21 protein-coding genes are annotated in these 20,534 nt (G+C 37.0%); all 21 read right to left on the bottom strand.

Features of this window, described 5'->3' with window-relative positions; translation table 11 throughout:
• Positions 1-72: 72 nt before the first annotated feature.
• The 21 genes from CU635_RS09835 to CU635_RS09735 all read right to left on the bottom strand — a co-directional run bounded on the left by CU635_RS09835 (position 73) and on the right by CU635_RS09735 (position 20,498).
• Positions 73-603 carry a chromate transporter gene (locus CU635_RS09835; RefSeq protein WP_101577196.1) on the bottom strand — a complete coding sequence of 177 codons (531 nt, stop codon included), beginning with the start codon at positions 601-603 and terminating at the stop codon, positions 73-75.
• A complete protein-coding gene (locus CU635_RS09830) occupies positions 600-1,175 on the bottom strand; it encodes a chromate transporter (protein ID WP_101577195.1) in 576 nt (191 codons plus the stop codon). Before CU635_RS09830 ends, CU635_RS09835 begins: the two co-directional genes overlap by 4 nt.
• A 270-nt stretch (positions 1,176-1,445) precedes the next feature.
• Entirely contained in the window at positions 1,446-1,997 is a 552-nt protein-coding gene (gene hpf, locus CU635_RS09825) for a ribosome hibernation-promoting factor, HPF/YfiA family (RefSeq protein ID WP_101577194.1), read from the bottom strand.
• Positions 1,998-2,271: 274 nt separating this feature from the next.
• Positions 2,272-2,625, bottom strand: coding sequence for a flagellar protein FliT (gene fliT, locus CU635_RS09820; protein WP_101577193.1), 354 nt, complete (start codon positions 2,623-2,625; stop codon positions 2,272-2,274).
• Positions 2,625-3,023: a flagellar export chaperone FliS gene (gene fliS, locus CU635_RS09815; protein ID WP_101577192.1), complete on the bottom strand. Its 399-nt coding sequence runs from the start codon at positions 3,021-3,023 to the stop codon at positions 2,625-2,627. Before fliS ends, fliT begins: the two co-directional genes overlap by 1 nt.
• Positions 3,024-3,049: 26 nt before the next feature.
• Positions 3,050-4,579 carry a flagellar filament capping protein FliD gene (gene fliD, locus CU635_RS09810; protein WP_101577191.1) on the bottom strand — a complete coding sequence of 510 codons (1,530 nt, stop codon included), beginning with the start codon at positions 4,577-4,579 and terminating at the stop codon, positions 3,050-3,052.
• A 16-nt stretch (positions 4,580-4,595) separates the two neighbouring features.
• On the bottom strand, positions 4,596-4,964 hold the full coding sequence (gene flaG, locus CU635_RS09805; protein WP_101577190.1) for a flagellar protein FlaG: 369 nt from the start codon (positions 4,962-4,964) through the stop codon (positions 4,596-4,598).
• Between the two features lie 132 nt (positions 4,965-5,096).
• On the bottom strand, positions 5,097-6,209 hold the full coding sequence (locus CU635_RS09800) for an aminotransferase class I/II-fold pyridoxal phosphate-dependent enzyme (RefSeq protein WP_101577189.1): 1,113 nt from the start codon (positions 6,207-6,209) through the stop codon (positions 5,097-5,099).
• Between the two features lie 201 nt (positions 6,210-6,410).
• A complete protein-coding gene (locus tag CU635_RS09795; protein ID WP_101577188.1) occupies positions 6,411-6,974 on the bottom strand; it encodes an acyltransferase in 564 nt (187 codons plus the stop codon).
• Between the two features lie 113 nt (positions 6,975-7,087).
• The gene (locus tag CU635_RS09790) at positions 7,088-10,288 is read right to left on the bottom strand and encodes a glycosyltransferase (RefSeq protein WP_101577187.1); all 3,201 of its coding nucleotides are present in this window, start codon (positions 10,286-10,288) and stop codon (positions 7,088-7,090) included.
• The gene (locus tag CU635_RS09785; protein ID WP_101577186.1) at positions 10,285-12,366 is read right to left on the bottom strand and encodes a glycosyltransferase; all 2,082 of its coding nucleotides are present in this window, start codon (positions 12,364-12,366) and stop codon (positions 10,285-10,287) included. The genes CU635_RS09790 and CU635_RS09785 overlap by 4 nt, the downstream gene beginning before the upstream one ends.
• Before the next feature lie 11 nt (positions 12,367-12,377).
• Positions 12,378-14,267 (bottom strand): tetratricopeptide repeat-containing glycosyltransferase family 2 protein, encoded by a 1,890-nt coding sequence (locus CU635_RS09780; protein ID WP_101666616.1) that lies wholly within the window; start codon positions 14,265-14,267, stop codon positions 12,378-12,380.
• A 132-nt stretch (positions 14,268-14,399) separates the two neighbouring features.
• Complete coding sequence (locus tag CU635_RS09775; protein WP_101577184.1) at positions 14,400-15,218, bottom strand: flagellin N-terminal helical domain-containing protein; 819 nt, start codon at positions 15,216-15,218, stop codon at positions 14,400-14,402.
• Positions 15,219-15,356: 138 nt separating this feature from the next.
• Positions 15,357-15,566: a carbon storage regulator CsrA gene (gene csrA, locus CU635_RS09770; RefSeq protein WP_101577183.1), complete on the bottom strand. Its 210-nt coding sequence runs from the start codon at positions 15,564-15,566 to the stop codon at positions 15,357-15,359.
• Positions 15,567-15,568: 2 nt separating this feature from the next.
• Positions 15,569-16,012 carry a flagellar assembly protein FliW gene (gene fliW, locus CU635_RS09765; RefSeq protein ID WP_101577182.1) on the bottom strand — a complete coding sequence of 148 codons (444 nt, stop codon included), beginning with the start codon at positions 16,010-16,012 and terminating at the stop codon, positions 15,569-15,571.
• An 18-nt stretch (positions 16,013-16,030) separates the two neighbouring features.
• On the bottom strand, positions 16,031-16,582 hold the full coding sequence (locus tag CU635_RS09760; RefSeq protein WP_101577181.1) for a DUF6470 family protein: 552 nt from the start codon (positions 16,580-16,582) through the stop codon (positions 16,031-16,033).
• A gap of 51 nt (positions 16,583-16,633) precedes the next feature.
• Entirely contained in the window at positions 16,634-17,536 is a 903-nt protein-coding gene (gene flgL / locus CU635_RS09755) for a flagellar hook-associated protein FlgL (protein WP_101577180.1), read from the bottom strand.
• A gap of 11 nt (positions 17,537-17,547) precedes the next feature.
• On the bottom strand, positions 17,548-19,122 hold the full coding sequence (flgK, locus tag CU635_RS09750; protein WP_101577179.1) for a flagellar hook-associated protein FlgK: 1,575 nt from the start codon (positions 19,120-19,122) through the stop codon (positions 17,548-17,550).
• A gap of 18 nt (positions 19,123-19,140) precedes the next feature.
• Complete coding sequence (locus CU635_RS09745; RefSeq protein ID WP_101577178.1) at positions 19,141-19,620, bottom strand: flagellar protein FlgN; 480 nt, start codon at positions 19,618-19,620, stop codon at positions 19,141-19,143.
• Positions 19,621-19,655: 35 nt separating this feature from the next.
• Positions 19,656-19,922: a flagellar biosynthesis anti-sigma factor FlgM gene (gene flgM, locus CU635_RS09740; protein WP_101577177.1), complete on the bottom strand. Its 267-nt coding sequence runs from the start codon at positions 19,920-19,922 to the stop codon at positions 19,656-19,658.
• A gap of 147 nt (positions 19,923-20,069) precedes the next feature.
• On the bottom strand, positions 20,070-20,498 hold the full coding sequence (locus CU635_RS09735) for a TIGR03826 family flagellar region protein (protein WP_101577176.1): 429 nt from the start codon (positions 20,496-20,498) through the stop codon (positions 20,070-20,072).
• Positions 20,499-20,534 lie beyond the last annotated feature (36 nt).

Raw genomic sequence — 20,534 nt, 5'->3', positions numbered from 1 at the left:
AGTTTTCTAGATTGCTAACTCGATAAAATTTTTTCAACTCCGCGTATTTAATATTTAGCCGTGCGCAGGCAGTTATGACAATACAAGCGCCCCATACACAAGTGCTCCGGCAATGACATAGGCAGGGTGAACCTTGAATTTTTCCATTAAAAGAAAGCTGATCGTGCCGATCACAATCGTTTGTAAAGCACCAACACTTTCATACGAAGAAAACAGGAAATCATACGTCATAACGCCGAGCAAAACTGCAATGACCGGCCGGATTACGGTTGTCATCCGCTTGACCCTTGGCGATTCCTTATATTTCATCAACAAGCCGAGCAAGGAAATCATCAAAATAAGCGATGGGGCAACCGTAGCAAAGACACCAACGACAGCGCCAAGAATCCCGCCCTGTTCGTAACCAATATAGCCGGCCATTTTCGTGGCAATCGGTCCGGGCAATGAGTTCCCTAAGGCCAGAACTTCACTGAATTCATTAACCGTCAACCATTCATACCGGTCAACCACTTCATTTTCAATAAGCGGAATCGAAGCCGGCCCTCCGCCGTAGCCAAGGATACCGGGTAAAAAAAAGGCCAGGAATATTTGAAAATAAATCATGATGTACTGTTCTCCTTTTCTGCCTCATTCTTTTTAGCCGAATCCTTTTTAAACAGTGCTCCTAATAAGAGAGCCAAAATGATGAACGCTGGATGGACCCCGAGCATTTCAATTAAGAACAGGCCCGCGACAACAAAAATAGCTGTCCAGACCCAGCCAAGAGCCGACTTTCCGGACTTATTAAAAAAGTCCCATGTTAATGTTGCCAGCATCACGGCTACAACGGGGACAACGGCTGCCGCCATGCCGGTAACCCACGGTTCATCTTTATAAGCATTCAGAACATTGAGCAGCAGGATCATCAGTACAATCGTCGGCACCATTGTCGCAACAAGAGCATTGAGCATTCCGGTGTAGCCGCCAACACGGTAACCGATATAACCGGCCATTTTCGTGGCAATCGGGCCGGGGAGCGCGTTGCCAAGAGCAAGAACATCACCAAACTCATCTGAATCCATCCATTTGTATTTCTCAACCACCTCTTTATGCACGAGCGGGATCGACGAGGGACCACCCCCGTAGCCAAGAATCCCCACCCGGAAAAACGCTAAAAAAATATGAAGCTGTTTCATTAAATCACCCGTTTCATCCTTTTACGAACAACGTCCAAATTGTCCATGCGTTATCGCATAGTTCAATTATAAGAAATATACAAAATATTTAGAAGCACGAAATTTTATGAGCATTTTGGAAAAAATGATTTCGAACAAGCTTATAAACAGGCTTTTCTCATGTCGAAGCCCTTTTTGGCCGCTTATTTATAAGAACCCCATGTTGTGTCAAATAAAAAACGCATCATAAAAAACAGCCCTGAAAAATCAGGACTGCGTTCAGCAACCATGTTATTGGGCTTCAATCAGGCCATAGCGGCCATCTTTTCGTTTGTAAACGACGTTTGTGAGGTTTGTTTCGGCGTTTGTAAACACGTAAAAGCTGTGGCCGAGCATGTTCATTTGCAAAATGGCTTCTTCACTGTCCATTGGCTTCAGGTCAAAGCTCTTTTGGCGGACCACTTCCAGATCGTTATCCTCTTCAACTTGCGGAGAACCTGCCTCATCAACAGTTGTAAACATTTCGTTAATGTCGCCTTTTTCACGAAACTTGCGGTTAACCTTTGTTTTGTGCTTGCGAATTTGCCGTTCCAATTTATCGGTAATCAAATCGATTGCCGCATACATATCATCATGATCTTCCTCCGCCCGCAGCACTAAATTCGGCATCGGAATGGTGACTTCCACTTTTGATCTTCCATCATTATAAGTTTTTAAGTTTACATAAACATTTGCATCAGGAGTTTCAGCAAAATAGCGTTCCAACTTAGCAATTTTTTTCTCTACATACTCTTTAATTGCTGGAGTTACCTCAATGTTTTCACCACGAATGTTATAATTCATAAGTGAACTCCTCCTTTTTATTATCCAATTGCGGTATTAGCAACGGAATCCAATCCTTGCTTCTTACCTCACCTCACAAATGTTAAGGCTATGTAAATACATTTCTATTTTACCCCAGAAAACTCCTGCAAAAACAGAGAAATAATTTGAAAAGTTTTGTCGAAAAAAATTGTTTGAACAGAGAAATTTAAGAACTGATTTGTGTTTAACAATTTACTGCGAGTCCCGATTATTGTTCACACTACATACAAAGAAAAAACCCCATATGGGGTCATTATTTCTTCTTATCGAAATAGTATCCGTCTTGAGTTGAAGGTTGGTAAAGCTGGTGATAACCTTTGAAGGCACCTTTCCCTTTTTTAGCTGTTAAAATATCATTCTGAATTATATTTTTCAATTGACTGATCTTTATCATTATGGCTTTATTTTTTTCATTGATCTGCTTAAGCTGCTCTTTCTCTTCATCTGAAAAGATCATTTCCTTCATACCAAGCAAAAGTTCTTCTCTCAAGTCTAATGTTTTGGTAACTTCCTCGATCACCATTTCTCTCTGATCACCTTGTGGTACTTCTTTGAGGATCGTATCGAGTTTATCAGTCAGCTCAATCAAAGAAAGAATCTGGTTCATTATGCTTGTCCGCTAGTTCTGAATTGCTTTTTTCTGTTTATGGCGATGACTTCTTTCCAAGTATCTCTAAAGTCAGTAACTAGCTCTTCCACTTCATTTAGAATGGAGATATCATTTTTTAAATTAGCGTCAATTAATCGGCGGTTTATATAGTCATAAAGTCTTCTCATTTCTTTCGCTATAGAGTAATCCAAATTTAAGGTTACGATTAACTCTGTGATTATATTTTGTGCTTTAGAAATGTTAATATGCTTTGTCTCTATATCTTTGTCTTCAATAGCCTTCTTAGCTACATGAATAAACTTGAGGCAGCCATTATATAGCATTAACGTTAATTCACCAGGTGACGAAGTCAAAACAGCGTTTTGTTGATACTTTTCATAATGGTTTTGCAACATATGTCCTCCCAGACTTCCTGTTATATTTAACCTATCATGCCCGTAATGTAATTGCTTTGCTCGTTCATCTTACTCAAAGCGGTTTCCATGGCCGTGAATTGTTTCCAGTATCGTTCTTCTATTCTAGCAAGCTTGTCTTCCCAGGATATCATTTGCTGGCCTATACCAGCGATAGATTTGCCAAGAGCGCTACTATCCAAGTTAGGACTTGTTTGGGGCCCTCCAGCTTTTTTATTTAACTTATCAATCGCCTTATTCACTTCTTCATATACTCTGGACGCTATCCCATCTTCACTTGTGAATAACGCTTCAATTTCATCGGGTTTGTTGGCAATGGCTTCTCTTAATTTAGCTTCATCGATTTCAAGCTTTCCGTCGAGCGACATATAAGGACTTTTGATACCCAATTCAGACAGCATTCTTAACTGCCCATTCGGAATCCCTGCTACCGGAGTGTACATACTTCCCCTTAACTTAGTTAACGTCTCACGTAAAATTTGGTCATTATAAAGCAGGCCTTGCTTTGCCTTCTCATCCCATTTTTCTGCTTCTTTTTCTGATAACTCTTCCCGTTGCGCATCAGTTAATGGCCGATAATCACGATCCTTCGGTTCTTTTATCTTGGTATTAAAGCTATCAATTAAGGAATTATAACTTTCAACAAAATCTTTTATATTTGCAAAAATAGATTCAGTATCTGAGTTAACAGATATTGTGGTTGTATTAACAGGATCCGCTTTTAAAAGAGTCAGGTCGACCCCGTACACAGAGACTTTATTTGATTTCAAATTCTGAATCAGCGTACCATCAAATACAATTTCTCCGTAAGTGCCCGTAACATTTGCTGCCACGGTGGCTGTGCCGGACGACTGCGCTGCTGAGCCACCATTAGTGATTAATCCTGCTACATTGGTAGAACCAGCCGCCGATGTATCAGTCAGAACAATTTTTTGATTTCCACCCATTTCCTTTGAGGATAGGACAAATCGTGATGTCGTAGCATCAAAAGAGGCACGCACGCCTAGTGAAATACCAGTAGTTGCATCAGTTGCGGAACTGATTTTGCTTGCCAAAGACGAGTATGTATCGTCTTCAGTAATTGTTATAGAAGCCTGTCCATTTAAGGATTCAATTGTAAAAGAAGCTGTCTGGCCAGCAGCAAGTATCTTATCCGTTGCTTGTGCAGCAGTTCCATCAGATTTAATTATAGCGTTAACCGTCTTTATTTTTGCGACCTCCGCCAAACTGTTAATAGTCAGATTGTACGAGCCGGCTACGGCATTGCTTTGTGCAGCAACTAATGCCCTCGAAGTATCGGAAGAAGATGCACTAAAACCGTTAAAGCCAGAGGAAAATCTTAATTTGTCTGCTTTGTTTCTAAAAGTAGCAATCTCCAGATTTACATCTCGATAAGCATCCCGCTGCCATTGCAGCCATTCTTTTTGTTGAAATAGCTTATCCAACGGGGCTCTTTCCGCCGTCATCAAATCCCTGATCATTGAGGTTGTATCAAGGCCTGACGCAAACCCGGTAATCCTCATTTGGTTGGTAAACATAGATTAAAACCTCCCCTTAAATTTTATCATCAACAAACAAGCCCAAATATTCTCTCATGGAAGCATAGACATCCAATAGTTTCTTTGCTGGGATTTCCTTTACAGTTTCTTTCGTTTCATCGTCAATTAAAGTAACATAATATCTCTCTAGCTTGTCGTGGAAAACATATTTTAGATGTGTATGTGAAGTATCTAAAAAGTTATTCAAATCTTTTACAGCTTTATCTAACTCTTCTTCTTTAATATTATTATCGTTCAAGTTCTCAAGCTGCTGCTGTTCTACGGTGTTAGATTCTTTCTCTTGCGGAAGCATTGGGAGTGAACTTTTTGGTTCGACAGTTATTTCTCCTATTGTTGATCGTGAAATCGAATCGACAGAGACCATATTTTTATCCCCCTAATGATTATCTATTTATTACATCGGATAAAAATAATGAATGTTAAATTTTAATATGCTTGTTTGATAAACACAGTGAAAAATAGACATAACGACTACATTTTGTTCCGCGTTTGTAAATTATGAAATTAGAGTTTTAATAATCCGTGAAATAGTATCTTGCTCCATACCCTCCCAGAACGGCAAAGAAAGAATTCGTTTAGAAATTCCTTCGGTTATTGTCAAATCTGAATGAAAAAATTTAATAAACTGCTCTTGTTCATGGCAAGCAGGGGAAAAATATTTTAATGCTTGAATTTTCTTCTCCCCCAGCTTTTTAATGTAGTAATCATTATATTCACCCACGGGGCATAACACCGAAAAAAATTGGTGGGGAATTTGCCCGGTTGTTTGTTGGGTTTTCCAGCCTAAACTTATTAAATTATGAGCTTCAAGTTCTTTTTGGTAGCTTTCAATAACCCGTAATCTACTCGCTATTTTCTCACTTAAATGATCCAATGTCGCCAATCCAATAGCCGCAAATAATTCAGGAAGTTTTGAGTTTAGTCCCATACTTTTTGATTCTCTTGTTCCTAAATATCCAAAATTGCCAGATGCCCTAACTTTGTGGATTATTTCTTCATCGCTACTATAAACCAAGCCACCTTCTCCAATGCCAAACGGTTTTGTAGCATGAAAGCTATATACAACAGCTCCGGAAAAATCCTGGCCAAATTGTGTCCCTTGATCACTTGCCCCAAAACCAGGTGCTGCATCTATTACTACAGGGATTCCTTGTTGGTGTATGAGACTGTAGTAAGAAAGATCAATGTTATTGCCGAAAGTAGCATATGGAATGACAATTGCAACTTCATCTCCAAGCCTGTTTAGAGCACTACTTAAGTGATCTCTATCCATTTCCCACGTGTTTTCATCTATATCTATAAAATATGGTTCAAGCCCGCACCACATTGCAGCGAGGGGTGTTGCTGAAAAAGTAAAACTTGGCATTAAAGCATACTTTCCTCTTGGTCTTTTCAATTCATTTATTGCTAATATTAATCCCGTTGTAGCGTTATTCACTGTTGTAACGGCACCTATGCCATTGAAGTACTCTAATAAAATGCGGTCTTCAAACATTCTATTTAACGGTCCATAATTACTGTAGATTTTGCTTTCGTCTATATATTTTAAATAGTTTACATATTTTTCATAAGGTATAACTTTCGGTTTTAGAAAGGGTATTTCAATCATTATTTTTACTCCAATTATTATTGTTAAAAACTTAATTTCAACGATTACATATGTAGTCCAGTTTTAATGTTTAGTTGTTGTCCTGTAAAATACACATCATATGAAGTAAGAAAATTATCGTATTTTCACTTATATTACTTGTGCCGACCTGCCCAATAGTATCTCCGATAATTTTAGAACCTGCCTTACATAGACAGTTATTCATTGCTTCAGTTCTTTTTCTAAACGAAGTATTTCTTTTTTTCGGTTTTTTATTTTTCTTACCGGTGTTCCTGCATATATACCCCACGGATCCAACGACTCTTTAACTAAACTGTGGGCACCAATAGCGCTACCTTCCCCTATTGTAACACCCGGTAAAACTGTTGAATTTGTACCTATAACAACATGTTTTTCTATTAGTATATGTCCTTTTTCTACACCTAAAAATTCCTTTGGTACAGTCGGATTGGTCAAACTGTGGCCAGAGTAATCATCTGATAAACTATATAATGTGACTCTCGAAGATAAACAGGAAAAATCTTTTAGCGTGACGCCTCCACCACTACCAAATATAGCAGAAAAAGCTGCTATGTGAATATATGAACCAATATTTATTCCGCTCGTTCCTCCTGTCAATATACAAAAATCGTCTATTCTTACATTATTGCCAATCGAAATAGTTTCCGGAAAGTAAATACTGCTCTTATCACTAATTTTGACATTTACACCGATATGTTTAAAACCAATCTTTTTTAGTTCTTCCTCAGAATAAAATCCCAATATGAGAGCCCCCCATGAAATTTTTATTAAAACATAATGATAGGCTCGTATTTTTTGAAAGGCTTTTGAATGTAACCTTTTACGAGCCCTCTAAGCTTCGAGAGCTGTTATATTAACTAAGCCTTGTAAACGATGTATAGAGTATCTTTTTCAGATAAACCTATTGCGCTTGTTATATCTATTCCGAAACACTCAATCGGTTTGTATTCTTCAACTCTAAATCCAACTAGTTTTAGTCTATTTACAAAATCACTTTTTGAATATATTCGTACATGATCATCTTGGCCGAAGATTCTTTTTCTATCTTCTGGAGTCGTAATTGTTGGATCTTCTAATGTCATATTTATGTTTAGGGCAATGGGAACCTGAATAATCCCCCACCCCCCTGTTTTTAACACTCTGTATAGTTCCTTCAAGCCTTTCATATCATCTGGTACATGTTCAAGTACGTGACTGCATAAAACTACATCGAAATGCTGATTATTATAGCCAATGTCAGTTATATCAAGTTTGATCATATCTTTATCACTTGGAAAAAGATCTCCTGCCACGTAGGCAAGATTGGGTTTAGCACTTAACCAATCTCGTAAATTTTTTTCTGGTGCGATATGCAGGACGGCAAGATCCTTACTATTGATATTGGTTTCTTTCTCAATAAAAATTTTATATAACCTCTCTCTATCCAACGAATGACAATTAGGACAAATAGCGGTTCGCTTATTCCACATTTCCCAATCATAGTTTTCAAAATCATAATCATCTGACCATGGGATAAAACTTTGAAATCGCTGCTTACAGTATGGACAGAAATGCGAATCATTGCATGTAAGCTCTTTTAAAAATAGAGACAAGGACGCATTGATATCTTCGGTATCTAAAAGCTCTAATTTTTGCTGTCGATGACCGTGTGAAATTACATGTTTAATAATATCAATATACTTAACCAAAGATTTCTTATACTCTATTTCATTATTTAAGAACCCGCTTTTTCTCGAATCAATTAATAAACTAAGCCACTGTGGAATGGCATCTTTAAGAAATCTCATCGATTCTTGGTTTTGCCCAGAGTGTTGTCTAAAATAACTTAAAGACTCGGGAATGTATACTGCATCCCCTTTTGCCAATAATGATATCCAAGTTGCTAAGTCATTTATGACAGAATATTGTTTGTTTTCAAAAATACCGAAATCATTAGCAATATCTTTTCTTCGGAACAGAACAGTTGTAGGTTCACCAATGAAATTACACATATTTTTCAAGCAAAAATCACCCAAAGTTCTACCTGGTAATATCGTAGTATTTTTAAATAAAACTTTTGTTTCAGTTTTATCCGGTAGAAAGTGACCTTGTTCATCAATTAATTGTCTATGGGAAGTGACTAGTGAAATATTTTGATTTTCGATTAAATATTGCGCCATTATTTCGATTTTCTTAGGATGAAATACATCATCGTCCATCAGATAATTAATAAATTCACCCGAAGCCATTTTTACACATTGTGAGAAGTTTTTCTCTACCATTGGTATTTCATTTTTTTTATATTTTATATGATTATGTCTTTGTAAATAAGGTGCTAACATGTCTTTGACTTCATCATTCGTGCTATCATCACTTATGATAATCTCTATATTTGGGTAAGTTTGATCTAATACGCTTTTCAAGGCGATTTCAAGCAATTCAGGCCGATTGTAGGCGGGAATTAATATACTAACTAACGGAGATTCTTTTTTCTTTTTTTGTTTTAATTCTTTAAACTGCAGTTTCATATAGTCAAGGTAACTCTGTACCTCAGGTAGTCTATCTCCCGTATATTCAGTTATTATTTGGTCAGTCATGATGTTGTCCGCGTAATTTATGCATTTTTCTAACGAGAGTGAGTAATCCTCATCTGTTTTAAGAAACCCCCTCTCCTTTGCAATAAGAATTTGATGGATATAATCCAGCAATCCGTTTATATACATGTCAAAATTTTGCTGCTGTTGACCTGAGTGAATTCTAAAATAACTTAATGTCTCATTAATATAAACTACTTTTCCAGTTTCTAATAAATTGAACCAAGAAGCCAAATCTACATTACATAAATATCTTCTTCCACCATAAGTTCCAAATGGCTCAAGAAGTTTTGACTTCTTAAATAAGACTGTAGTGGGTTCGCCTATAAAATTGCTTAGTTCTTTTAAAATAAAACTACCAAATTCAAGGCCATCTAAAATTTGGTCTTCTTTAAATAATCGTTGGGTGCTCTTTATATCGTTTGCAAATTTTCCATTTTCATTAATTATTTGTCGGTGAGAGGTTACTATATTCACCTCGGAATCTTGTAAAAAATATCTCATCATTTTTTTTATTTTTTCTGGATGAAATAAGTCATCATCCATTAGGAAATTTATGTATTCCCCTTTTGCAAGACTCATCAATTTTAAATCGTTTTCAAATTGACCTAGATTTTGCTGATTTTTTATATAAGTGATGTGTTCGTATTCTTTTACATATCTATCTACAATTTCTTTAGTATCATCATTCGTACTGTCATCACATACAATAATTTCTATATTCAGATATGATTGCTTTATTGCGCTTATTATAGCCTGTTCAAAAAATTCTGGTCGATTATAAGTAGGGATTAAGATACTAACCAGTGGATACGTTTCCTTGATCTCATTTTTATACTCATTTAGATAAATATTTGCGTATAAATCAAAGCCGTTTTCAGTATTAACGATTCCACAATCATGTAGACACCACGGACGGTCTTGTGGAGGTATTCCTACTTCGTAACCTTGTTTAATAAACTCCATACATTGTGATAGATCATAAAAATGCCATCCACCAAACAAATCTTCCCTCCAAGGAATATCAAACTGGGTTATTAAAATTAACCCATCTAACGCATGAACAGATTGATAATCTTTTGTAACTTCATTAAATTGAAGCAATTCCATATTACCGCTATGGCTATCATAAACTTTTCCATATGTAAATTTACTCTCCCACCATATGCCATTGCCAGGTATATACTTACTGCCTGCAACGCCCAGCATTCCTAACTTAGGATTAGCAGTAAACAATTTGATAATATCCGTTATCAAGTTTTGGTTTACAATTATCACATCCTGATGAAGGTACACTTTATATTTAGCATCAGAATCTTGCATGGCTCGATTATATCCTGCTGCCATTGCCGGTGAATCCTCTATTGTAATGACATCTATTTCAAATCCTTCAGGGATGTCCAAGGAGTATATATACTTAAGCGACTCTTCAAGCAATGATTGATTGTTAACACAATAAATAAAGCAAACCTTATTGTTGTTCATGTGGTTTGTAACTCCTTTTGAATATCCTCAATAGCACTGGCAATTTCTAAATCACGGTTTTCTATTTGACTAAAATAATGTAAAGCCAGCCTGTTTTCTTTTAATGTCCACAAGATGTGCCCTAAATTAAACAAAGTATCCTCATCTTTCGGGTCTAACTTATATGATTTTTCCAGTAACGAAAGACATAATTCGATATTCTTTTCTTTATAGAAGGAAACAGCCAAGATATTTAATACTGATTGTTTATTGATAATGTCATTATTTATTACATTCATAAGATCATCTTCAGAAATTTTCCCATCACGGATCGAAATTAATACTTCCTGTACCGATTCATCTACTTCGATTGAAAACTCTATTCTACGAACAATGTTCTTTAAGCCAGCGGTTTTTTCATATAATACTTGATACAGCGATTGGATTTCCTCATCCATGTTAGTCAATTTCTCAAGATACTCCATCGCTTTCCTGTTGTCCCCAAAAAGGTTTAAAACGTAGGCCAAGTTATAAATTGTATCTGCGTCATTCTTATCAATATGATGGGCGGCATTTAAGTAAGGAAGTACAAATTCATATTTCTGCAATTCTAAATTCTTAATTGCTAACAGATTTAAGAAATTCACCGTATTCTCATTATCATCAAAACTATTGATGAGCTCTTCTACACTTTTTGAATTTATTACCTGCAGATTAGCTTCTGTAGCATAGCCTTCGAAAATATCTTTGATAAGTTGCTTAACATGATTTTGTGTCTTTACTCTGACAAGAAACTGGGCTGTTTCCATAAGAATTTGCGTATTGGCATCCCCAAATTCTGAATAAACCTTTATCTCTGTTCTTGCACGTTCATTTAGTTCCGATTTTAATAAAGTGATATCAAAGTCAGCTTCTTCATCGCTGAATAAATCAAATACTTCTTGATAAGAAAAGAAACGATTGCCGTATAACGGTTTACCTCCGGATAAAATATTTTTGATATTTGGATAAAAACTAATGTTACTCAACTTGGTAATATAGACACCATTATCTTTTAACTTTTTCTTGATGTCCGGAACTAAAACTTCTATTTCTTCAAATTTCTCCGAGTCAGACATTAGGATGACATCAAAAAAATTATCTGGATACTCACTTAAAGCATTCGACGGCTCATCAACATTCACTTTAGCAACGAGCTTAGCCTCATTGGCTTCAAAAATAGATTTTTCAATACCATACAGATTAGCACTTTTATATGAATTTTTTATTTTCAGCAGTGTCCCACCGCTTCTGCAGCCAATATGTAAAACATTTAATGGCTCATTTGTAGTTACATTAATGGCTTCAATTAGATCCAGATCGATTAAATATGACGATGAATTTGTTCCCCATTTGTTCATAAAAAGCTGTTCATTTGTTGAAAGTATGGAAGAATAATTGTTAAGGTTCTCCTTCCAGGACACACTCCCGTAATGGTGGATAAAAGTATCCTGACACAATAAAAGAGTATATCCACTTTTTCTCAATCTAATAGAGATATCGTCATCTTCAAAGTTCCCCGGTGTAAATCGTTCATCCAAAACTCCAACTTCGTCTAAGGCTGTCCTCTTAAATAATAGGCAAAAGCCAATTAATTTTAAGCGTTCTTCCCACAGATTTGGATTGCTAACATTAAAGCCTTTAGAAAATATGTGCATTTCGTCGATAGTTGTATACGTTACTGGAATTGAAGTATAATAGGCCGCTGAATTGGTTACAGGACCAACAGCCCCGATCTTTTCGTCACTATATAAAGCGGCCAGGAGATTGTCTAACCAGTTCTCTGTTACAATTACATCATTATTTAGCAAAAGGATATTTTCTCCGCTCGCCATATTTATTCCTTGGTTACATCCTTTTGGGAATCCAACATTCTCTAAATTATAATGAACTATTAAGTCCGTTTGTTGTTTCAGCCAGTCTACGGTTCCATCAGTTGACTGGTTGTCAATAACAATAACTTCATAATCCAGGTTTGAGGTATAGTTTCTAATGCTCTTAATGCAATGCTGTGTATACTCTATTTGATTGTGAGTAAGGATGATTATACTAGTTTTCATGTCATTTTCCTCTATGCTTTAGCCCATTCCACAAAAGGAAAAAGCTTTGCTATTTCATTTTTTATTAATCCAGCTTCTTTGTGCTCATTTAATTTTATATAAATTTCATACACTTTCTCATATATTCGATATTCAGGTTTTAACTGCAATGCACGATTGTAAACAGAAAGAGCATCTTTATCCTGATTTTCTTGTGTGCAAGCATCGCCAAGTAACTCTAACCATTCTATATTCTGTTTATTTTTATCATATTCTGCCAATAACAAATCCATTGCGATGTTTGAATATCTATTTTCGATAAGCATATGGCAAAATTTTATTGTTAACGTTGCAGGACCTTGTTGAATTGTGCTGATGCACTGATTGAAAAGATCTTCTTCTTGTAAGTTCAGAAGCTGTTCCGCGATAAAAACGATGATATTTGCGACCGGTTCAGAAATATTGCCAAGATCCTCGGGTTTGCTTTGCAAAAAGCTTTTTAATTGCTTCCATTCTTTAATACTAAAATTTAATGGCTTCCTGGCGGCTCCTGCTAAATCTTCTGAATTGGATATGTATGCCAATAAAAAAAGGTCATTGGTTTCACTTTCTTTAATATCATCCATCTTAGTAGCTATTTCTACTGCTTCTGCATACTGCCGGTTATATAACCTTGCTATCATAGAAACGCTTGGATCTAGTTTTAATTTATATAAATCAATATATTGCTGGAGCAATGGGCTTTTGATAACTGTTAGTACTACTATTAAATGTTTAAGATCAGTCACGTTTGCCACTGAAAAGATGTTTCTAAGATGCTCCTCCATCGTTTTTAGAGGTATATTTGTTTTCTTCATCATTTCAAGATATAAGCGTAAAGCAGGCATATGGTATTTGTTACTCTCAAGAGCTTTTAAAGCCATTTCAAATGCAAGTACATACTGTCCCTTTTCCACCGCTATAGCTCCTAGACGCACATAAGCAAGAAAACTGCCCACCCCTTCCAACGTTTGAAATAATTCAACTTCACCTAAACGAATACAATGTTCATACGCTTGAACAGCATCATTGTTGAAATCAAGCTCTTCAAAAATTCTGCCTTTTAAAAAGTGAAAATCTGTATGGTTTGGAAAGCTTTCAATTGCAGCATTGACCACATTTGAAGCTTCGTCATGTCTGCCCAGCCTTCTTATTGAGTCGATCATATTATAAAGCAAGCTTTGGATATATAAACGGTCTTTTGAAAGCTCAAAAGCTCTCTTATAATAAGTAATTGCCTCTTCATCCTGATGATTTGCCCTATATTGAGTTCCTAAATTATATAAATTATACCCAGATGGATTTTTCTCCACCTCTTCAAGTAAGATTGCAATATTTCTTTTATGCTTCTCCTTCTCCTGGACCACCTCATCTTTATAACCGTCATGATGTATGAGTACATCTGCGAACTCATGAGATAAACCAAGACTTTTATCTTCCACATTCAAATGCTCATGGATTCGTCCTTGATATTGTAGTCCACGATGATTTTTAAATAACCGAACAGCCGGATGGAAAATAGCTCCTCCACTGGATAGGTAGTTTTTAATACGGATTGTATAATGATCCTTTTCTGTAATTAACACCGTCTGGAGATCGGTATCTTCATCCAAATATTCATCTGCATCAAGAACGAGGATATAATCGCTTGTAGCCTGTTTAATGCTGTTATTACGTGCTGCCGCAAAATCATTTATCCACTCATAGTGAGAAATCTTAGCATTATAATTCTCCGCTATTTCAAGTGTTCTATCAGTAGAGCCCGTATCAACGAGTATGACTTCATTTATATGTTTTGCGACGCTGTTTAAGCAGCGTTCAAGAAAACGTTCTTCATCTTTAACTATTATGCATAGAGAAATAGTTCGCATCTTATCACCCATCACTTTTATTTCATACTCTTTTTATCGACAAAAAATTCATTATCTTAATCATATAACACCTTCTGTTTCACAGGTTTATTATGGTAATAAAAAAACCTCCGTTCAAATTGAACGGAGGTTTTTTAACTCGTATTACCCTAGTAACTGAAGAACACCTTGTGGTTGTTGGTTAGCTTGAGCAAGCATAGCTTGAGCAGCTTGAGTCAGAATGTTGTTCTTAGTCATGTTCATCATTTCTTGAGCCATATCTACGTCACGGATACGAGATTCTGCAGCTTGCAGGTTCTCAGAAGTTGTACCTAGGTTGTTGATTGTATGCTCTAAACGGTTTTGAACTGAACCGAAGTTTGAACGAGCTTCAGAAACTTCATTGATGGCATCTTGAATTTTGATCAAGTTTGCACTAGCAACGGCGTTTGTACCATCTAATGCAGTAAGAGTATTAACTCCAAGACCAGTTGCAGTAGCATCTTTCAGGCTTAGAGAGATTGTCTCTGCACCATTAGCACCTACTTGGAAAGTAAGTATGGCTGAATCACTGTTCAATAATGCTTTAGTATTAAACTTAGTTTGGCCAGCGATGCTGTCGATTTGGTTTGTCAATTGTGTAATCTCAGCTTGAATTTTATCAGCATCAGATTTTGTAATAGTTTCGTTAGCAGCTTGTGTTGTCAATTCAGCCATACGCTGTAACATTGAGTGAGTTTCGTTCAATGCACCTTCAGCTGTTTGGATTAAAGAGATTGCATCTTGTGAGTTTTTAGATGCTTGGTCTAATCCACGGATTTGGTTACGCATTTTTTCAGAGATTGCAAGACCGGCAGCATCGTCAGCTCCACGGTTGATACGGTATCCAGAAGATAATTTCTCCATGGATTTAGCAGCGTTGCTGTTGTTGAAAGTCAATTGACGATGAGTGTTCATCGCTGAGATATTGTGATTAATTCTCATTTTGTATTTCCTCCTTGAGTTTGAAATGTCCACATCCATGTGGTTTATTTGACATAGAATTTAGCCGGCCGACTGTTTACTATGTAACTAGTTAATATATCGACATAAATCGGCAATTATTTAATAGTTTTTGATTTTTTATAAAAATTTATTTATATCGAAATTGCTTTTAAGTGCTGTAGAGTTTTCTTTTTCAGTTTTAATTACTATTTCCTTGCGCAGAATGTCAATTTCTTTCGGTGCTTTGATCCCAATTTTAATTTGATCGCCGTTTATCTCGAGGATTTTTATTTCAATATTTTCACCAATCACTAAGCTTTCGTTCTTTTTTCGCGAGAGGACAAGCATGCCTAACCCTCCTGTCCTGCTTGTTTATTTTTCAGAGGATGCTTTGTATGATATTTCTCCGAATCCAGTATTACTTGTTTACCTTGTCTCGTCCTATCATTAATAATAATAGGTGCCTGAAGATTGAGAGTCGACGTTTCTATCGACTGCTCTACAGTTACAATCGAAAAAATATTGATGTCAGTTTTATCATCGATCTTAAACTGAGTGACAAACGAGTCCGGAAGATCAAATTCATAATCTTTATAGAAGGAAAATGGATCAGCTATTACAAATCCTAATTGCTCTGTCTGGACAGATTGAAGGAGACTGAATGGCGACTTTTCTTCCAAAGGAATGAGAATATAGCCCTTGTCATCAGGAAAACCGGGGACTCCGTTAGGAAAAGTAATAACATCATCTTTATCCACTTCCAGTTCCCCAAGATAACGTGTTTTCACTTTCACTTATCTCACCACATTTCTTTATATTGTAAAATCTATCTTTAACGATGGGTTTTGCCGCATATATACATCAGTAGCACCAGGTATATATGCGTGAACCGGTTTGTTTATTTGGACTTCCATAACCGGCTCATGACGCTCCCATTCTACATGAACCTTAGCTGGGGTGTATTCTACCTTCACACTGAATTGCGCTGGTGTATCACCCGTACTAAATGTAGTTTCATCAATTAATGCTCGTTTCGCTTGGGCGGCTATTGGATCTCCGCCATTTTCTATCCTCATAAGTTCATTGCCGTCACGCACGGTTTTTTGGACATAGTTCTTTATTCCTTGTACACCTAACATCGCATTATCTTGAGTTCTTCTCCTATACGATTTCAGATCAAGATTCTCGCGTGCCAAAGTTTGATCTATTGTTAATCTAGAAGGTTGACGATTAATAAACAACTCAGCAGGCGGTTGTTCAATTATCATATCAGCAGGGGGTTGATCTATTCTTTGGGTCGGCTTTTGAGTATTTAACCCTACCCTCCCTGCTTGCGATTCAATCTGGATTTGCGGTACTCGCACGGTTTCTCCCCCTACAAAGAAAAGCTATCTATATATAGATAGCTTTATGTGTTATCTTAGGAAATCCATTAGAGTTGGCTGCATGATACGTGAACCAACACTCAGGGCTGCTCTATGAACACTTTCTTGAGTTTGAAGCTGTAAAATAACTTCTTCCACTTCGATATCCTCGTTTTGAGAAACCATTTTGTTTGCAATGATTTCTTGAGAATCTAAACGTGTTTCAATTAATTCTACTCTGTTCATAGTTGCCCCGATACTTGATCTAGTAGAATTAATATTTTCTAGATGCTTCTGAAAATTAGTAATGTACTGACCTAAATCAGGGTCGTTCCCGTTCTTCAAATCCGCCTGTAATGCTTCAAGATCACCAAGCAAACCTTTGTCAGTAGTACTCGCAGGATCATGCTTGAAAATGTTAGAGCCCAAATAGTTTGCATTTAATTTAATCCCTGCAGATACTTCTATCTTAATAGAGTCATTATTGTAAGCTGTAGTAATTGCTGTTCCATTATAGTTTACCGGTTGGTTATATATATCAGAACCATTAAAAATGTACTTGCCAGATAACTTTGTATTCGCTACTGATATTATCTGCTGCTTGATCTCTTCAATTTCATCTTCGATTTTCTGCCTGTCCTCATCAGTTACTGAACCAGTATTCGCTTGTATGATGAGCTCACTGACCCGGTGAATCGAAGATCCCGCTTTTTCCAGTGCATCTTCAGTATTCTCAAGCCAAACATTAACTTCAGCAATATTTTTCTGATATTGCTCAACATCATTTACGCTGCTCCTGTAGGAAATACCTTTAAAGACTATAACCGGGTCGTCGGAAGGTCTTGAGATTTTATTCTGGGAGCTTAGCTGTTCCTGGTATTTACCTAATCTTTGATAGCTATTACTTAAGTTACGAAGCGTGTTATTAGAAAGCATAGATTGTGTAACCCGCATTTTTATATCCCCTACCTTCCGACTGTTCCCATGCCATTAATAATTTTATCAAGCATTTCGTCGATGACGGTAATGTTCCGCGCGGAAGCATTATAAGCATGTTGAAATTTAATTAAATTTGTCATTTCTTCGTCCAGAGAAACTCCGGAGACTGATTGCCGCTGAAATTCAACAGATTGAATTAATGTTTCTGTATTACTTGCCAAGACATTTGCTTCTCTGGCTTGAACACCTAAGCCAGTAATCACGCCGCCATAAAATGATTTAATATTACCGCTCATTTTTAAATCATTTTGAATATAATCCTTGAGATTGATATCAGCACCGGAACCAGCGGGATCAGGTATTAAAGCAACGAAATCGCTAAAATCTTTTCTCATCACATCAGAAAGATCATAGGCGTTTTTCCCATTACCCCCCTTTGTTCCATCTGCGGCTGCCGCAATCTGATTTGGGTCTGTTATCGCTACCGACATTTTGTTTGCTGCATCTTTGTAGTCGGATAGATCAGTAAAAAAATTTACGCCGTTGTTACCGTTAAGGTCATCACCGTTGGCATGGATTATGTTAAATTCTTTGACAAACGCAAATGCAAGCTTATCAAGCTCATCGATCATTTGCGGATACTCGCCAACTTTATCCCCATTCCCATCAATATAACCATTGGATTCTATATCTGCTTTTAATGAGCCTGCTGCAAAATCTTCTGCATTTACAGGATCATTGTTGCCAACTTTGAGGTATTCAAGATAACCACCGGTCATTTTGTGAGTGACTAGATTTGGATCACCCTCGGTTGTAGTATTATCTACGAGAGTTCCCAAACTTACACCTGCATCATTTACTATTTCAATTTTATATGTACCCTCTGCGATTGGTTTAGCAAGTCCGCCATTAGGCTGCTTGGTTACCTTTATATTCACTAATTTGGATAGATCGTCAATTAAGCGGTCCCGTTTATCATACAAGTCGTTTGGCAAATCCCCATGCGGTTCTACTTTGCTAATGTCCTTGTTGATTTTGTTTATTTGTTCAGCGATCGAGTTGATCTCAGCAACGGAGACGTCAATGCTCTGAGCTAAATCACTGCGGATCGACTCAAGGGAACCTGACAGGTAATTAAATGTATCTGCTAAAGAATTGGCTTGAGCCAATACGCTTTCTCTTGCACCACTTTCATTCGGATATGTACCGAGCGTTTGCAACGAGTTCCAAAATGCATCCATGGCAGATGATAAACCTTCTTTTGTGGGTTCATTCATAATGTCTTCCATACGTGCAAGGGCATCGGATTTAGTTCCAAAGTAGCCTAATTTGCTATTTTGCCCGCGATACCGCAAATCAAGAAAATCATCGCGTATCCTTTGGATTGAGCCAGCTTCCACCCCTGTTCCCATCTGGCCGGGAATCATAGGTTTATTAAATCCGGCAGCCGGAAATGGATTACTCTCCGTAAAATTAATTCGCTGTCTTGAAAACCCTGGTGTATTCGCATTCGAAATATTGTGTCCAGTGGTATATAAAGCACTTTGTTGGGTAAACATCCCGCGACGGGCGGTTTCCAATCCCATAAAAGATGAACGCATCTTTGTACCTCCGATATGTTACGCTTTAGAATTAAACATTCCTTGTGAATTGATCTTTTTTGTATTGTTGGCAGGTGAACTATAGTTAATCGATTCTGGCTGCGGTCTCAACAGATTTAAAGAGAAATTGACAAATTGCATGGAACTGTAAACTAATTGTTGATTCAAGTAATTCTGCTCTTTTAAATTAAAAACCATTTCAGTTAGTTCGTTTGCTTTCTCAATCAATCTATCTTTTTCTGTGTTATCCAACACATTTATGCAGTCAGTAACCGTCGGTATTTCCACTGTGGTTACGATCATTAACGCTGCTTGTTGACGTTCTCTTTCGATTTTATCAATTGCTGCGATATGGCTTTGTTCATCTTTAAGAATTTGATTGAGGGTGTCCATGTCACCTTCTTTGACTGTATTTGTCTTTTTGACAGCCAGATCAAACAGGCTTTTATGTAGCTTTATGAGTTTATCCATCGATGATAATAGTGCTTCACTAGACATTTGTGACCCTCCCCTTTTTTAATCAAACGATTGATTTAATTTTTAAAATAATAGTTAATCAGGCTTTTAGCAACGTCGCGCGGATTTACTTTGTAGTTGCCGTTCTCAACTTGAATCCTCAGCTCTTCTACTTTCGCCTCGCGCTGGGCAGAGATATGTGATGATTGCTGCATCTCCTTCGCAGTGGAGGAGATCTCTAATTTATCGGATGCCTTACTGGCTGTTTTGTCTGCATTCTCGAACTTGTTCATCTGGCGTTTATAAGGATTTAATCCAGATGGACCCATGTTATTGATCTTCATGGTTTTCTTAACCTCGCTTTCAGACCGACCATATTATATCTCTATTATCGGTTAACAATTGCGATTTTTTAATGGTTATGTATGGATAATAAAAAAATACATCTTTTTCCCTATTAAAAAAGCTGTATGGGTGTCCATACAGCTTGATCAATTGCGCCTTCTCAAATTATCTTCAGCCGCAAAATATGTACCTTTTCCCCGCTTTTCTATTTCAAGCCTGCGCTCTTCTTCATACTCATGGATGTCTAATTGCTTTTTAAGCTGCTCCGCGCAATGGCCGCATAATTTTCCCTGGCGGATAATCGTTCCGCATTTATCACACGGGTATCCAAGGTTTGGGAACTGCGTCACCTTCAGCCTCCCGCTTTTAATAAATTTTAAAATCAATTCCTCTTCCACACCAGTGTTTTCCACTACTTGGTAAATCGTCGCTGCCCGGTTTTCACGCTTGCGGACAAATTGATAGACAGCCTCGAAGGCTTGCTCTTCTTCTTTCCAGCATTTCTGGCATAGATCGCGGAATTGGCTTTTAACAAATAGCTCATCACAACTGGGACAGTTGGTCAGTTCAGCCATTTCGACTTCCCCCTTGTCGAATGTTGTTTTCTTCAT

It is taken from the genome of Bacillus canaveralius, assembly GCF_002860125.1.
In the GTDB taxonomy this organism is placed as follows: Bacteria; Bacillota; Bacilli; order Bacillales; family Cytobacillaceae; genus Bacillus_BJ; species Bacillus_BJ canaveralius.
This window is presented reverse-complemented; position numbering and strand designations above follow the sequence as displayed.

Excerpts from the sequence above, each read along its gene's own strand:
- CU635_RS09800 (WP_101577189.1), bottom strand. The coding sequence starts at position 6,209 with ATGATTGAAATACCCTTTCTAAAACCGAAAGTTATACCTTATGAAAAA.
- csrA (WP_101577183.1), bottom strand. The coding sequence starts at position 15,566 with ATGCTTGTCCTCTCGCGAAAAAAGAACGAAAGCTTAGTGATTGGTGAA.
- CU635_RS09745 (WP_101577178.1), bottom strand. The coding sequence starts at position 19,620 with ATGTCTAGTGAAGCACTATTATCATCGATGGATAAACTCATAAAGCTA.
- CU635_RS09780 (WP_101666616.1), bottom strand. The coding sequence starts at position 14,267 with ATGGGTGATAAGATGCGAACTATTTCTCTATGCATAATAGTTAAAGAT.
- hpf (WP_101577194.1), bottom strand. The coding sequence starts at position 1,997 with ATGAATTATAACATTCGTGGTGAAAACATTGAGGTAACTCCAGCAATT.
- fliD (WP_101577191.1), bottom strand. The coding sequence starts at position 4,579 with ATGTTTACCAACCAAATGAGGATTACCGGGTTTGCGTCAGGCCTTGAT.
- CU635_RS09830 (WP_101577195.1), bottom strand. The coding sequence starts at position 1,175 with ATGAAACAGCTTCATATTTTTTTAGCGTTTTTCCGGGTGGGGATTCTT.
- flgM (WP_101577177.1), bottom strand. The coding sequence starts at position 19,922 with ATGAAGATCAATAACATGGGTCCATCTGGATTAAATCCTTATAAACGC.
- flgK (WP_101577179.1), bottom strand. The coding sequence starts at position 19,122 with ATGCGTTCATCTTTTATGGGATTGGAAACCGCCCGTCGCGGGATGTTT.
- flaG (WP_101577190.1), bottom strand. The coding sequence starts at position 4,964 with ATGGTCTCTGTCGATTCGATTTCACGATCAACAATAGGAGAAATAACT.
- CU635_RS09835 (WP_101577196.1), bottom strand. The coding sequence starts at position 603 with ATGATTTATTTTCAAATATTCCTGGCCTTTTTTTTACCCGGTATCCTT.
- CU635_RS09785 (WP_101577186.1), bottom strand. The coding sequence starts at position 12,366 with ATGAAAACTAGTATAATCATCCTTACTCACAATCAAATAGAGTATACA.
- CU635_RS09775 (WP_101577184.1), bottom strand. The coding sequence starts at position 15,218 with ATGAGAATTAATCACAATATCTCAGCGATGAACACTCATCGTCAATTG.
- flgL (WP_101577180.1), bottom strand. The coding sequence starts at position 17,536 with ATGCGGGTTACACAATCTATGCTTTCTAATAACACGCTTCGTAACTTA.
- fliT (WP_101577193.1), bottom strand. The coding sequence starts at position 2,625 with ATGAACCAGATTCTTTCTTTGATTGAGCTGACTGATAAACTCGATACG.
- CU635_RS09735 (WP_101577176.1), bottom strand. The coding sequence starts at position 20,498 with ATGGCTGAACTGACCAACTGTCCCAGTTGTGATGAGCTATTTGTTAAA.
- fliS (WP_101577192.1), bottom strand. The coding sequence starts at position 3,023 with ATGTTGCAAAACCATTATGAAAAGTATCAACAAAACGCTGTTTTGACT.
- CU635_RS09790 (WP_101577187.1), bottom strand. The coding sequence starts at position 10,288 with ATGAACAACAATAAGGTTTGCTTTATTTATTGTGTTAACAATCAATCA.